This is a genomic window from Phenylobacterium sp. (assembly GCF_046463815.1).
Taxonomy (GTDB): domain Bacteria; phylum Pseudomonadota; class Alphaproteobacteria; order Caulobacterales; family Caulobacteraceae; genus Phenylobacterium.
Window position 1 is genome coordinate 49,996 of the sequence record NZ_JBKBRO010000013.1, and the last position, 13,064, is coordinate 63,059.

Consider the following 13,064-nt stretch of genomic DNA (forward strand, 5'->3'; position numbering starts at 1 on the left):
ACCATAACGGCGGTTGGAACGTGCGCGCCAGGGCGCCGCCACGTTAGGCGGCGCCCATCATCCGGCGGTCGCCCCTCTACGCGCCGGGCGGCAACGTGGTATGCGCAGGGCCGGTTCCGCCCGCAGCCTTCGGATTCCCTTGAACTATCGCCACGCCTTCCACGCCGGGAACTTCGCCGACCTCGTGAAGCACGCGGCCCTGCTGCGGCTGCTCGCGCGGCTGACGGCGGGCGGGCCGCCGCTGACCGTGATCGACACCCACGCGGGGCGGGGCCTCTACGACCTGGCCGGTCCCGAGGCGCGCAAGTCGGGCGAGGCCGAGGCCGGGATCGTGCGCCTGATGGCGGCGAAGGCCGCGCCCGAGGCCTTCCGGCCGCTCATCGAAGCCGTGGCGGCGCTGAACGGCGGGGGCGCGGTGCGGCGCTATCCGGGCTCGCCGTGGCTGATCGCCCAGGCGCTGCGGCCCGGCGACCGCTACCTGGCCTGCGAGCTTCGCAAGGAGGAGCACGACGCGCTGCGCAGCGCCCTGAAGGGCCACGCGAACGCGAAGACGCTGTGCGCCGACGGCTATGCGGCGGCGGTCGAGCGCTGCCCGCCGCGTGGGCGGGTCCTCCTCGTCATCGATCCGCCGTTCGAGAAGGCCGACGACTACGGCCGGATCGTGGATACGCTCGCGGCCGCCCGGGAGAGGAACCCGCTGGTCCAGGCCCTGATCTGGCTGCCGCTGAAGGACCTGGAGACCTTCGACGCCTTCCTGCGCGACCTCGAGGACGGCGTGGACGGCGAGGTCGAGATCGCCGAGGCCCGTATCCGGCCCCTCGCGGACCCCATGAAGATGAACGGCTGCGCGCTCGCGCTGGTCGGCGTTCCTGGCCTGACGACCGATCTTGAGGCGATCTGCGGCTGGGTCGCTCAAGCCTTGGGCGAGGGCGGCGGATCGCGCGTCTACCGGCTCGCGTCATCGTAAATTCGCAAACCGCCGGTCGCCCGCCGTGGTATGTTGCAGCGCAGCAATCGCAGGAGGCGATGATGGCGATCCTTTCCGAGACCCCTGAACTTCCCAAGGCGGCGGTGAGTCCGCAGGCCCTGGTCGGCGCGGCCTCGCCGCTGTGGGCCTATTTCGGTGGCGCGGCGGCCACGGGCCTGGCCTGGTGGTGGATGACGCGGTTCACGCCGCAGAACCTGGAAGCCATGTTCGAGACGGCGGCGGTCGCGCCGCTGAAGGCCGTGGAAGTGGCGGAAGACGCGGTGGTCGAGGAGATCGCCGCCCCGCTCCAGGCGGCGGCCGAACTGGTCCCGGCGGTCACCTCCGGGACGATCGAGGCGGCCGAGACGGTGGAACCGGTCATGGGTGGAGAGGCCGCGCCGCTGGGGCCGGTGGCCGCCGAGCTGATCCGCGAAGAAGAGGCCGTCCAGGCGGCGGCGACGCCCGTCAGGCCCCGCCGCACGCCGCCTGTTCCACCCTCCAGCGACACCTGACCTGGCGGACTCCGGCTTGGCGGACTCCGGCGGCGCGCCTTAAGAACGGGGCGTGCTGAAGCGCGCCTTCGACATCGCCGTCTCGCTCGTGGGCCTGCTGGTCCTGTGGCCGTTCCTGCTGGCCCTCGGTCTGGCGGTGCGGTTGGACAGTCCGGGGCCGGCCATCCACTGGTCGAGCCGGGTGGGGCGCGACAACCGCCTCTTCCGGATGCCGAAGTTCCGCACCATGCGGACCGACACGCCCGATGTCGCCACGCACCTGCTGGAGAACCCGGAGCGGTGGGTGACGCCGCTCGGCCGGTTCCTGCGGCGGACCAGCCTGGATGAACTGCCCCAGCTCTGGAGCGTGCTCGCGGGCGACATGAGCCTCGTGGGGCCCAGGCCCGCGCTCTACAACCAGGACGACCTCGTGGCCCTGCGCACCGAGGCAGGCGTCGCGCGGCTGCGGCCCGGAGTCACCGGCTGGGCCCAGATCAACGGCCGCGACGAGCTGCCCATCCCCGAGAAGGTCCGGCTGGACCGCGAGTACCTCGACCGCATGTCGCTGGCCTTCGACGTACGGATCATCCTGGCCACGGCGCTCGCCGCCGTCAGCGGCCGGGGCGTAAGCCACTAGCTTCCCTCGGGAACTCACCCGGGCAGGCCGCACGTTGAATGGAGGCCCGGAGCGAAACCCGTGAGCAACGAAGCCTCTCAGACCCCGCCCGGCCGCCGCCGGTCTTCCGAACGCCCGCAAGCCCCGAGGCGTCCGGTCAGCGGGCGCGGGACTCGGCGCGGATGCACCGCGAGATGACCATCGCGGGAGATCCGCACGTCCATCTCTCGTACTGGCAGCCCTCGGCCACCGTGGAACGCGTGCGCATCGTCAACGCGCCTTGGGCCGGGCGCGAACCCCCGGGGACCTTCGACAGCATCGCCGTGCGGATTGGGCTGATCCCGCTGCTCCGGAGCGACGCCAACTGCGGCGCCGTCCTGGCGAGCGCCGACAGGCAAGTCGCGCCCATGAAGGGCGAGGGCCGTTGACGCGCCCGGCCGCGCCCCGGCAATCTCCGTCGCGACGTAAGCTTGGAAGGGTGAAATTCATGGGTGTCGGTATCAGCAAGGGCGCGGCGCTGGCGATCGCGCTGGGCGTGGGCTCGGCGACGGTGGCCGGCGGGGCGCTGGCCCACAACGAGCCGATGCCGAAGGGGCCGCTGAGCCCCGGGGCCAAGGCCGCCCACCAGCGGCACGCCAACTTCGAGAAGCTGGGCGGCGCGTTCAAGGCGCTGAACGACGAGCTCAAGAAGGACCAGCCTAGCAAGGCGGTGGTCCAGGCCCAGACCAAGACCATGGCCGATCTGGCCAACGCCCTGCCCACCTGGTTCCCGCGCGGCAGCGGCGTCGAGGCCCGGCCGAATAGCGAGGCCAAGCCCAACATCTGGACCGACGCGGCGGGCTTCAGCGCGGCGGCCTCGAACCTTCAGGTGCAGGTCTCGAAGCTGAACCAGCTCGCGCTGTCCGGCGACATGGCCGCGGTGAAGGGCCAGGTGCGGGCCACCGGCGGCGCCTGCAAGGCCTGCCACGACAAGTACCGCCAGGAGAAGGACTGAGGCCGTGGCGGCGCCGGAGGGAGGCGTGCGGGCGCGGCTCTGGGACGCGCCGGTCCGCATCGTGCACTGGGCGCTGGTCGCGTTGATCCTGTTCTCCTGGTGGGCCTCGGAGGATCACCTGAACTGGCACCGCTGGAGCGGCTACACGATCCTCGGGCTGGTGGTGTTCCGCGTCCTCTGGGGCTTCGCCGGCGGCGGGGCGGCCCGGTTCGCGAGCTTCGTGAAGGGGCCCGGACAGGTCGCAGCCTACGCCCGCACCCTGTTCGACCGCGCGCCTTCCAACGTCCCCGGCCACAATCCCATGGGCGGCTGGAGCGTGCTGGCGATCCTGGCCGTGCTGCTGGTCCAGGTGGGGACGGGCCTGTTCACCGTCGACATCGACGCCTTCGAGGGCGGGCCGCTGTCGGACCGGGTCAGCTTCGAGACCGGCCGCGCGATGGCCGAAATCCATGAGCTGGTCTTCCGCGTGCTGCAGGGCCTCGTGGTCTTGCACGTGGCGGCGGTGGTCTTCTACCTCGTCTACAAGCGCACGAACCTGATCCGGCCGATGGTCACCGGCTGGCGGACGTTCCCGTCCGATCCGGGGCTGGCGGGCGCGCCGGCCTGGCGTTTCGTGCTGTGCGTCGCCGTGGCCGCCGCGCTCGCGTGGTTCGTGTCGAAGGGGCTTCGCCTCTAGCTGCGGTCGGCGTACTCGCGCAGGCAGGTGAGCCAGGCGTCCTCGCGGGCCTTCTCGGCCTCGCGCAGCTTGGCCTCGGCCTCGCGCACGCCGGCGTCGTGCTTGCGCCATTCGGCGACGGCGCCCTCGCGGGCGGCCCGGGCGGACTCCATGGTCGGGAAGCGGGCGAGGACGGCGCGCACCGAATAGCTCACCGGCGGGCCCACGGTCTCGCGGTCGGGATAGAAGCCGGTGATGGAATCCCCGGTCTCGCTGTCGATGTGGAACACGTCCGCCCAACCGGCGTGATGGCGCATCAGGGCCCAGGGACGTTCGATCCGTTCGCTCACCGATATCTCCTCATCGAATCCGCTTCTCGATGGTGCAGGCTAAGCCTTAGCGCGCCCGCTCCCCGCCTCCAACGCCGCAGCGGCGATTTCGGCTTCCATTCCCCGGCGTCGGCATGGAAAAGCCCGGGCCATTGCAACGATGGCATTCCGGTAAGAGCGTCGCTTTGTCGAAAGTCATGATCGGCCGCCAGTTCTGCGGCCCGCCGAATTCCGGCAATGGGGGATATGTCTGCGGCGTGCTGGCCGACGGCCTGGCCGAAGACCTGAACGGGCCGGTCACGGCGGTGCTGCGCGCGCCGATCCCGCTGGACGTGGACCTCGACCTCCAACGCGGCGAGGACGGCATGGTCCTGAGCGGCCAGGGCAGCCTGATCGGCGCGGCCGGCCCGGCGAGGGTGGAGCTTCCCGAGCCGCCCCCGTCACCCGGCCTCGAGGCCGCCCGCGCGGCCGGCGCGCGCCACATCGGCCACACCCAACGCACCCACCCGATCTGCTTCACCTGCGGCACGGCCCGGGAGGAGGGCGACGGGCTGCGGGTGTTCGCCGGACCGCTGGAAGGCGCAGAACCTGGCGTCGTGGCCTGCACGTGGGTGGCGCACCCGAACTTCGCCGGCCCGGATGGAACGATCGCTCCCGCGGTGGTCTGGGCGGCCCTGGACTGCCCCGGCTACTTCGCCTGGGTGGAGAAGGAGGGCCGCCACGGCGCGCTGCTCGGCACCATGACCGGCGAGATCCTGCGTCGGCCGAACGCCGGGGAGGAATGCGTCCTGGTCGCCTGGCCGATCGCCAGGGACGGCCGCAAGGAGATCGCCGGCGTGGCGATGTATGACCTGGACAATAGATTGATGGCCCGCGCCCATCAGGTCTGGATCGTCATCGGGCCGCCCCCGGGTCAGGCGGCCTGATCTTGCGCTTGGGCGGGCGAGGCTTCACCTTCGCGGCCCGGCGGGAGGGACGGCATGCGCGCGGCTTCGGTTTCCGACTATCGTGAACTTGCCCGGCGCCGTCTTCCCAGGATCTTCTTCGAATACATCGACGGCGGCTCCTACGCCGAGGTGACGCTCGGCCGGAACGTGGCCGACCTGGAGGCCATCGCGCTGCGTCAGCGGGTCATGCGGGACATGACCGACCTGAAGATGTCGGTCGAGACGCTGGGCCAGACCCTGTCCCTGCCGGTGGGCCTGTCGCCAGTGGGCATGGCGGGCATGTACGGCCGGCGCGGCGAGACCCAGGCGGCGCGGGCGGCGGCGGCGGCGGGCGTGCCCTTTTGCCTCTCGACGGTGGGCGTCTGCTCGGTGGAGGAGGTGGCCGCGACCGGGACCCCGCCCTGGTTCCAGCTCTACATGCTGAAGGATCGCGGCTACATGCGCGAGCTGCTGGCCCGGGCCCGCGAGCTGGGTTCGCCGGTGCTGGTGTTCACCGTGGACCTGCCGATCCCGGGCGCCCGGTATCGCGACATCCGCTCGGGCTTCACGGGCGCCTCGAAGCTGGAGGCGGCGCTCGCCCAGGCCTGGGACGGGATCACCCATCCGGGCTGGACCTGGGACGTCTTCGTCCACGGCCGGCCGCACACCCTGGGCTCGGTGGCCGGGGCGGTGAAGCAGGGCGGCCGGGTGACCGACTTCCTGGCCTGGATCGCACGCAACTTCGACCGTTCGGTCACCTGGAAGGACCTGGACTGGGTGCGCGAGAACTGGGACCGGCCCATCGTGGTCAAGGGCGTGCTGGACCCCGAGGACGCGCGCGACGCGGTCCGGGCGGGCGCGCAAGGGCTGGTGGTGTCGAACCACGGCGGCCGTCAGCTCGACGGCGTGCGCTCGTCCATCTCGGCCCTGCCGAAGATCGCCGACGCGGTGGGGAACGACCTGGAGCTCTTCATGGACGGCGGGGTCCGCTCGGGCCTCGACGTGCTGAAGGGCCTCGCCCTGGGGGCCAAGGCCTGTTTCATGGGCCGCCCCTGGGCCTATGCGCTCGGCGCCGGCGGCGAGCCCGCCATCCGCAAGATGCTGGACACCATCCGCGCCGAGCTGGCCGTGGCGATGATCCTGACCGGCTGCAACGACGTGCGCGCGGCGGGCCGCGACCTGCTGGACCTGGACTAGCGGGCCGCGATCACGATTTCGCAACTGCGAAACACTGGAGGAAACCCAAGCCTGTTCCGGGTGTTAAGTCGCCGGGACGGAGTACGAACATGCATGAACCGCGGTCGTTCGCCTATTCGCTGAGCCGCAGCGAAGCGGGCTGGACCTGGAGCGTCTATGACGAGGACGGCGTCACCGTCGCCCGCGGGGCCGGCGCCACGCGGGCCGCGGCGGAGTCCGCCCTGCAATCCCTCCTGAGGACCGCGCCGCCGGGCTCGGCGCCCGAAGGAAGTTGCGTCTCCTGAAGCCCACGCCTGCCTGACGGTTCCCAAGACGGTTCGAGACCCGGGCCCTGATGCTGATCCTCGGGGCAGTACCCTGGCGCCCATCTGGCTGGCGGCCGGCGCCTGGGGGCGGTCTGGCGTCTGCTGGACTGGGCGGTGCTGCGCGGGATCAGCGGCAAGGCGCGCCGATAGATGCGCGCGGGGCTACCCGAACCCCGAGAGGTCGGACGACCGCCCGTTCCAGCCCGAGACCCGCTCGAAGGCCGCGCCCAGCGCCACCACGCCGGCCTCGTCGCCCGGCCGCCCCAGGATCTGCAGGCCGGCCGGAAGCCCGCCCGCGCACAGGCCGCAGGGGACGGTGATCGCCGGCAGGTCGAGGTAGTTGGCGGCGCGGGTCAGGCGGCTGAGCGGGGAGGTGGTCTCGTCCACGTCGTCGATGGGCGGCGCCGGGATCGGGCAGGTGGGGGAGAGGAGCCCGCCGTAGGGCGCGAGCCAGTCGTGGAAGGCCCGCTGGTCGGCGGCGCGGCGGGCGTGGGCGTCCGCGAGCTGCTCGTCGGTGATGTCGCGGCCGGCCTCGAAGCGACGGACGATCCAGGGGTCCATCTCGTCGCGCCAGCGGGCGATGCGCTCTCGCCAGATGCGCCAGCCTTCCCCCGCCATCAGCAGGCCGTTGGCGGCGAAGGACTGCTCCAGCACCGCCGGCGGCTCCACCGTCTCGACCGAGAGGCCAAGGTCGCGCAGGCGGCCGATCGCTTCGCCATAGAGCCGCGTCACGTCGGGATCGACCTCGCCCAGGGCGTCGAGCGGCAGGGCGGCCAGGCGTCGGCCCCGAACCTCCGCCGACAGCGCCGCCTCGGCGTCGAAGGGATCGCGAACCGCGTCCGCGCCGTCCGGGCCGGAGATCGTCGCCAGCATGCGGGCGGCGGTCGCCACGTCGCGGGCCAGAGTTCCCACCGTGTCGAGGGCCGGGCAGAGCGGATGGACGCCCTCTAGGCTGACGAGGCCGCGGCCGGGCTTCAGGCCGACGACGCCGCAGACGGCGGCCGGAATCCGCACCGAGCCGCCGGTGTCCGAGCCCAGGGCCGCGTCGCACATCCCCGCCGCCACAGCCACGGCCGAGCCGGAGGACGAGCCGCCGGGGACGCGGTGGACCCGGGCGTCCCAGGGATTCCACGGCGCGCCGACCGCCCGGTTCGTGCCCCAGCCGCCATAGGCCAGCTCCACCGTGTGGGTCTTGCCGACCGCGCTCCACCCGGCCTGGAGCAGGCGCTGGACGGCGAGGGCGTGGCGGGCCGGGTTCGGGTCGAGCGGAACGCGCGCGCCGCCGCCGGTGGGGACGCCCGCCACGTCGAACAGGTCCTTGATGGCGAAGACGGGGCCGTCGAGGTCCTCGCCCAGCAGCGGCGGATCGAAGACCGTCACGAAGGCCCGGAGGCGGCCGTCGTGGCGGCGGATGCGGGCGAGCGCCTCGTCGGGAGTCATGGGGCGACTATCGCCGAGCGGGATCGCCGAAACCAGATGACGCGCGCGGCCCGGGCGGCTTTAACCTAACGTCATGGCGCAACCGCTTCCCATTCAGCTCCGGGCCACCGTCCGGTTCCTCGGCCGCGTCCTGGGCGACGTGATCCGGGCCCAGGACGGCCAGGCCGTGTTCAACCAGATCGAGGAGATCCGCCAGGCCTCGGTGGGCTTCCACCGGGAAGGTACGCCCGAGGCGGCGGGCCTGATGGCGCAACGGCTGGGCGCGCTCAGCCTGGAAGACACGGTCCGCTTCGCCCATTCGTTCGCCTGTTTCCTGCTGATCACCAACATCGCCGAGGACCAGATCCAGCGGGGCCGTATCCGGGCGGGCGACGAGCGGGCCGACACCCTGGCCGGCGCGCTGCGCGCGCTCGCCGCCGAGGGCGTGGGCCGCGAGGCGGTGGTCGACCTGTTGCGCGGCGCCCTGATCGCGCCGGTGATCACCGCCCACCCCAGCGAGGTCCGGCGCAAGAGCGTGCTGGACCGCCAGAGCGCCATCGCCCGGGGCCTCGACGACTACGAGCGGGCGGACAGCGACGCCGGCCGGGCCGCCGCCGAGCGCGAGCTGATGCGGGAGGTGTCGATCTTCTGGCGCACCCGGCTCCTGCGGCAGGTGAGGATCGCGGTCAGCGACGAGATCGAGAACGCCGTCTCCTATTTCGAACGCAGCTTCCTGGAGGCCCTGCCGGCCCTCTACGCCCATTGGCGCGGCGTGCTGGGCGAGGCCGAGGCCCTGCCGAGCTTCCTGCGCGTCGGCACCTGGGTCGGCGGCGACCGCGACGGCAACCCCTATGTGACGCCGCAGGTGATGCGCCAGGCCCTGGCCCGGCAGTCGCGGGCGGCGCTTCGGCTCTACCTCGACCGGGTGCACGCCCTGGGGGCGGAGCTCTCGATCTCGGCCGAGCTGGCGGGGGTGACGCCCGGCCTCCAGGCCCTGGCCGACCGGGCGCATGATCCCTCGCCGCACCGGGCCGACGAGCCCTATCGCCGGGCGCTGACCGGCGTCTATGCGCGGCTGGCGGCCACCTATCCCCTGCTGACCGGCGAGGCGCCGCCCAGGCCCGCCAGCACGCCGGGCGAGCCCTATGCGTCGCCCGCCGAGTTCCGGGCCGACCTCCAGACGGTGCTGGATTCCCTGCTGGAGAAGCACGGCGCGGCGTTCGCCGAGGGGCCGCTGCCCGACCTGCTGCGGGCGCTGGACACCTTCGGCTTCCACCTGGCGACCCTGGACATGCGCCAGAACTCGGCCGTGCACGCCCGGGTCTGCGCCGAACTGCTGGAGACCGCCGGCGTCATCGACGACTACGAAGCCCTGGACGAGGCCAGCCGCTGCCAGCTCCTGCTGTCGGAACTGCGCCATGGCCGGCTCCTGGCCTCGCCGTTCGCGACCTACGGGGAGGAGACCACGCGCGAACTGGAGGTCCTGGCGGCGGCGGCCGAGATCAAGCGGCGCTACGGCCCGGACGCGATCCGCGCCTACATCGTCTCGAACACCACCTCGGTCTCGGACCTGCTGGAGGTCTATCTGCTGCTGAAGGAGGTGGGCCTGTTCCGGCCCGGCGCGCCGCCGACCGCCGACATCCTGGCCGAGCCCCTGTTCGAGACCATCGAGGACCTGCGCGCGGCGCCCAAGACCATGGCGCGCTACCTGGAGCTTCCGCTGATCCGCGACCTGCTGGCCCAGGCGGGACTGCAGGAGGTGATGATCGGCTATTCGGACTCCAACAAGGACGGCAGCTACCTGACCTCCACCTGGGAGCTGCACAAGACCTCGCGGGCCCTGGCCTCGGTGGTGGGCGGCTGTGGCCTGCGCCTTCAGCTCTTCCACGGCCGGGGCGGGGCGGTGGGGCGCGGCGGCGGCTCCAGCTTCGAGGCCCTGCTGGCCCAGCCGCAGGGAACGGTGGGCGGGCGCATCCGCATCACCGAGCAGGGCGAGGTGGTGGCCAACAAGTACGCCGATCCTGAACTCGCCCGCCGCAGCCTGGAGACGCTGACGGCCGGCGTGGTGCTGGCCTCGCTCCGGCCCCACGCCGCCGCCGACCTGACGGCGCCCCACACCAAGGCCCTGGACGCGCTGGCCCGGACCGCCATGGGCGCCTACCGAGGCCTCGTCTACGAGACGCCGGGGTTCGTGGACTACTTCTTCGCCGCGACCCCGATCGCCGAGATCGCCGACCTGAACATCGGCAGCCGGCCGACCTCGCGCCAGGCCAGCCGCAGCATCCAGGGCCTCAGGGCCATCCCCTGGGTGTTCTCGTGGTCGCAGTCGCGGGCCATGCTGCCGGGCTGGTACGGCTTCGGCTCGGCGGTGGCCAACGGCGGCGTCGCCATGAGCCAGCTTCGCGAGCTCTGGGAGTCCTGGCCGTTCTTCGCCACCACCCTCGCCAACATGGAGATGGTGCTGGCCAAAGGGGATCTCGGCATCGCCGGGCGCTACGCGAGCCTGGTGGAGGACAGGGCGCTCGCCGAGCGGGTGTTCGGCGAAATCCGCGCCGAGTGGGACCGCACGGTCGGCGCCCTGCTGGAGATCACCGGCCAGGGCGCGCTCCTGGAGCACAATCCGGACCTGGCCGCCGTCATCCGCTCGCGCCTGCCCTACATCGATCCGCTGAACCACCTGCAAATCGAGTTGATCCGGCGCCGCCGGGCGGGCGATGACCAGGAGGCGGTGCGCCAGGGCATCCACCTGACCATCAACGGCGTGGCCGCGGGGCTGCGGAACACGGGATAGAATGTCGAACCATCTCTACGACCTGCTGGCGGGCGGCTTCCCGGCCGACCGGTCCAGGCCCTGCTTCCTGCTGGGCGACGGAAGCGCCATCAGCTACGGCGACCTCGAAGCCGGCGCGGGCCGCGTGGCCGCCCGCCTGATCGCCGAGGGCGTGCGGCCCGGCGACCGGGTGGCGCTGCAGGCCGAGAAGAGCCCCGAGGTCATCATGGTCTACCTCGGGGTGCTGAAGGCCGGCGCGGTCTTCCTGCCGCTCAATTCGGCCTACACGGCCGCCGAGGTGGACTACTTCCTGGCGAACGCCGAGCCCGCGGTCTTCATCACAGACCCGACGGCCTGGGTGCGGGACGCCGCCGTCCATGCGCCGCTCGAACGGGCGGTCCCGCGCGCGGCGGAAGACCTGGCCTCCCTGATCTACACCTCGGGCACCACGGGGCGCTCCAAGGGGGCGATGCTGAGCCACGGGAACCTGGCGGCCAACGCGCTGGCGCTGCACGCGGCCTGGGGCTTCACGCCCGACGATGTGCTGCTGCACGCCCTGCCGGTGTTCCACGTCCACGGCCTGTTCGTGGCGCTGCACTGCGCGCTGCTGAGCGGGTGTCCGATGATCTGGCTGCCGAAATTCACGGACGCCGAGGTGCTGGCGGGCCTGGAGACGGCCACCGTGATGATGGGCGTGCCGACGTTCTACACGCGCCTGCTGGCCAACCCGGACTTCACGCGCGCGCGGGCGGCGGGCGTGCGGGTGTTCATCTCGGGCTCGGCGCCCCTGCTGCCGTCCACCTTCGTCGAGTTCGAGGAACGCACCGGCCAGCGCATCCTGGAACGCTACGGGATGAGCGAGGCGGTGATCATCACCACCAATCCGCTCGACGGCGAGCGGATCGCGGGCTCGGTGGGTTATCCGCTGCCGGGCGTGGAGCTGCGCATCGGCGGGGGCGAAGACACGGGCGTCATCCAGATCCGCGGGCCGAGCGTGTTCGGCGGCTACTGGCGGATGCCCGAGAAGACCGCCGAGGAGTTCACCGCCGACGGCTTCTTCATCACCGGCGACGTGGGACGCCAGGACCCGGACGGGCGCGTCTGGATCTCGGGCCGGGCCAAGGACCTGATCATATCGGGCGGCTACAACGTCTACCCCAAGGAAGTGGAGCTGGTGATCGACGAGATGCCCGGCGTGATCGAAAGCGCCGTCATCGGCGCGCCGCACCCCGACTTCGGAGAGGGCGTGGTGGCGGTGGTGATCGGCGAGGGGGACGAGGCCGCGATCATCGCCGAAGCCCGCCGCCAGCTCGCCGCCTACAAGACGCCCAAGCGGGTGGTGTTCGTCGACGACCTGCCCCGCAACACCATGGGCAAGGTGCAGAAGAACCTGCTGCGCGAGCGCTATGCGGGGGTGTTCGCGACCTGACCCTTGTCGCCCTCTGGCGGGAAGCGCCGAAGCGCGGCGCGGGCGCGGCCTGGGTCGTCCGGGCGATCGCCTGGGCCCACGCCCCGCGATCCCGGCCGATCAGGGCGCGACGGCGTCGAACCGTCCGGCCTGGTAGTCGCGGACGGCGGCGTAGATCTCCTCGGGCGTGTTCATGACGAAGGGGCCGTGGGCGACCACGGGTTCGTTCAGCGGCTCGGCATGGCCGAAGAGCACGCAGGCGTCGGAGGAGGCCGTGATCTCGACCGTGTCGCCGGCCAGGTCCAGCTCTGCCAGGTGGAAGGCCGGGACCGCCACGCCGTTCACCGCCGCCTCGCCGCGGACGACGTAGAGGAAGACGTTGCGGCCGCGGAGGGAGCCGAAGCCAACCTTCGCGCCGGCCTTCAGGTCGATGACGCTCATGAACACGCCGGTGAGCGAGTCGAAGGGACCCGTCCCGCCGCCCCAGCGGCCGGAGACCAGACGCACGGTCGCGCCGCCCGCGTCCAGGGCCGGGATCGCCTCCGCCTGGAGTCCCGCGTAGCGCGGCCGGGTCATCTTCAGGCGGCCCGGCAGGTTCACCCAGAGCTGCAGGATCTCCAGCGGACCGCCGTCGCGCTTGAAGTCCTCGGGCGAGACCTCGGCGTGGATCAGGCCCGACCCGGCGGTCATCCACTGCACCCCGCCGGCATGGATGACGCTCTCGTGGCCGGCGGAATCGCGATGGGCGAGCTCGCCCTGGAGGATGAAGGTCACGGTCTCGAAGCCGCGGTGGGGGTGCGGGCCGAAGGGCAGGCCGCGGTTGCCCGGCGGATAGACCTGGGGGCCATGGTGGTTGAGGAACAGGAAGGGGTCGACCTGCGGCAGGCGCGGGCCGGGCAGGGGGCGCCGCGTCACCAGATCGCCGATGTCGTCGCGGACGGCGGGGTGCTGGGCCAGGACGGTCTTGGCGGGCAAGGCGGGCTCCTT

14 protein-coding genes are annotated in these 13,064 nt (G+C 72.2%); 11 read left to right on the forward strand and 3 right to left on the reverse strand.

Features of this window, described 5'->3' with window-relative positions; translation table 11 throughout:
• The first annotated feature begins 139 nt into the window (after positions 1-139).
• The 6 genes from rlmJ (at position 140) to ACK4TT_RS10395 (ending at position 3,744) form a co-directional block, all read left to right on the forward strand.
• Positions 140-967 (forward strand): 23S rRNA (adenine(2030)-N(6))-methyltransferase RlmJ, encoded by an 828-nt coding sequence (gene rlmJ / locus ACK4TT_RS10370; RefSeq protein ID WP_409639229.1) that lies wholly within the window; start codon positions 140-142, stop codon positions 965-967.
• Positions 968-1,029: 62 nt separating this feature from the next.
• Positions 1,030-1,479, forward strand: coding sequence for a hypothetical protein (locus ACK4TT_RS10375; protein ID WP_409639232.1), 450 nt, complete (start codon positions 1,030-1,032; stop codon positions 1,477-1,479).
• A gap of 55 nt (positions 1,480-1,534) precedes the next feature.
• Positions 1,535-2,095: a sugar transferase gene (locus ACK4TT_RS10380; protein ID WP_409639394.1), complete on the forward strand. Its 561-nt coding sequence runs from the start codon at positions 1,535-1,537 to the stop codon at positions 2,093-2,095.
• Between the two features lie 173 nt (positions 2,096-2,268).
• Positions 2,269-2,502, forward strand: coding sequence for a hypothetical protein (locus ACK4TT_RS10385; protein WP_409639235.1), 234 nt, complete (start codon positions 2,269-2,271; stop codon positions 2,500-2,502).
• 59 nt (positions 2,503-2,561) lie between these two features.
• The gene (locus ACK4TT_RS10390; protein ID WP_409639239.1) at positions 2,562-3,068 is read left to right on the forward strand and encodes a c-type cytochrome; all 507 of its coding nucleotides are present in this window, start codon (positions 2,562-2,564) and stop codon (positions 3,066-3,068) included.
• A 4-nt stretch (positions 3,069-3,072) separates the two neighbouring features.
• Positions 3,073-3,744 carry a cytochrome b/b6 domain-containing protein gene (locus ACK4TT_RS10395; protein WP_410212960.1) on the forward strand — a complete coding sequence of 224 codons (672 nt, stop codon included), beginning with the start codon at positions 3,073-3,075 and terminating at the stop codon, positions 3,742-3,744.
• On the opposite strand, the gene ACK4TT_RS10400 is transcribed toward ACK4TT_RS10395, so the two are convergent.
• Positions 3,741-4,073: a hypothetical protein gene (locus ACK4TT_RS10400; RefSeq protein ID WP_409639245.1), complete on the reverse strand. Its 333-nt coding sequence runs from the start codon at positions 4,071-4,073 to the stop codon at positions 3,741-3,743. The genes ACK4TT_RS10395 and ACK4TT_RS10400 overlap by 4 nt on opposite strands.
• Positions 4,074-4,237: 164 nt before the next feature.
• On the opposite strand from ACK4TT_RS10400, the gene ACK4TT_RS10405 reads away from it, so the two are divergent.
• The 3 genes from ACK4TT_RS10405 (at position 4,238) to ACK4TT_RS10415 (ending at position 6,459) form a co-directional block, all read left to right on the forward strand.
• Entirely contained in the window at positions 4,238-4,978 is a 741-nt protein-coding gene (locus ACK4TT_RS10405; RefSeq protein WP_410212961.1) for a PaaI family thioesterase, read from the forward strand.
• Between the two features lie 54 nt (positions 4,979-5,032).
• Positions 5,033-6,175: an L-lactate dehydrogenase gene (locus ACK4TT_RS10410; protein WP_409639250.1), complete on the forward strand. Its 1,143-nt coding sequence runs from the start codon at positions 5,033-5,035 to the stop codon at positions 6,173-6,175.
• A gap of 89 nt (positions 6,176-6,264) precedes the next feature.
• On the forward strand, positions 6,265-6,459 hold the full coding sequence (locus tag ACK4TT_RS10415; RefSeq protein WP_409639252.1) for a hypothetical protein: 195 nt from the start codon (positions 6,265-6,267) through the stop codon (positions 6,457-6,459).
• Between the two features lie 183 nt (positions 6,460-6,642).
• Here the strand turns inward: ACK4TT_RS10415 and ACK4TT_RS10420 are convergent, their stop codons facing one another.
• Positions 6,643-7,920 (reverse strand): amidase, encoded by a 1,278-nt coding sequence (locus ACK4TT_RS10420; RefSeq protein ID WP_409639255.1) that lies wholly within the window; start codon positions 7,918-7,920, stop codon positions 6,643-6,645.
• A gap of 73 nt (positions 7,921-7,993) precedes the next feature.
• Between ACK4TT_RS10420 and ppc the strand changes: the two genes are divergently transcribed.
• Positions 7,994-10,690 (forward strand): phosphoenolpyruvate carboxylase, encoded by a 2,697-nt coding sequence (gene ppc / locus ACK4TT_RS10425; RefSeq protein WP_409639259.1) that lies wholly within the window; start codon positions 7,994-7,996, stop codon positions 10,688-10,690.
• 1 nt (position 10,691) lies between these two features.
• Positions 10,692-12,098, forward strand: coding sequence for an AMP-binding protein (locus ACK4TT_RS10430; protein WP_409639262.1), 1,407 nt, complete (start codon positions 10,692-10,694; stop codon positions 12,096-12,098).
• A 99-nt stretch (positions 12,099-12,197) separates the two neighbouring features.
• Here ACK4TT_RS10430 and ACK4TT_RS10435 read toward each other — a convergent pair whose 3' ends face one another.
• Positions 12,198-13,052 (reverse strand): pirin family protein, encoded by an 855-nt coding sequence (locus ACK4TT_RS10435; RefSeq protein ID WP_409639265.1) that lies wholly within the window; start codon positions 13,050-13,052, stop codon positions 12,198-12,200.
• Between the last annotated feature and the right edge of the window lie 12 nt (positions 13,053-13,064).

Excerpts from the sequence above, each read along its gene's own strand:
- ACK4TT_RS10375 (WP_409639232.1), top strand. The coding sequence starts at position 1,030 with ATGGCGATCCTTTCCGAGACCCCTGAACTTCCCAAGGCGGCGGTGAGT.
- ACK4TT_RS10385 (WP_409639235.1), top strand. The coding sequence starts at position 2,269 with ATGACCATCGCGGGAGATCCGCACGTCCATCTCTCGTACTGGCAGCCC.
- ACK4TT_RS10390 (WP_409639239.1), top strand. The coding sequence starts at position 2,562 with ATGGGTGTCGGTATCAGCAAGGGCGCGGCGCTGGCGATCGCGCTGGGC.
- ACK4TT_RS10410 (WP_409639250.1), top strand. The coding sequence starts at position 5,033 with ATGCGCGCGGCTTCGGTTTCCGACTATCGTGAACTTGCCCGGCGCCGT.
- ACK4TT_RS10415 (WP_409639252.1), top strand. The coding sequence starts at position 6,265 with ATGCATGAACCGCGGTCGTTCGCCTATTCGCTGAGCCGCAGCGAAGCG.
- ACK4TT_RS10420 (WP_409639255.1), bottom strand. The coding sequence starts at position 7,920 with ATGACTCCCGACGAGGCGCTCGCCCGCATCCGCCGCCACGACGGCCGC.
- ppc (WP_409639259.1), top strand. The coding sequence starts at position 7,994 with ATGGCGCAACCGCTTCCCATTCAGCTCCGGGCCACCGTCCGGTTCCTC.
- ACK4TT_RS10430 (WP_409639262.1), top strand. The coding sequence starts at position 10,692 with ATGTCGAACCATCTCTACGACCTGCTGGCGGGCGGCTTCCCGGCCGAC.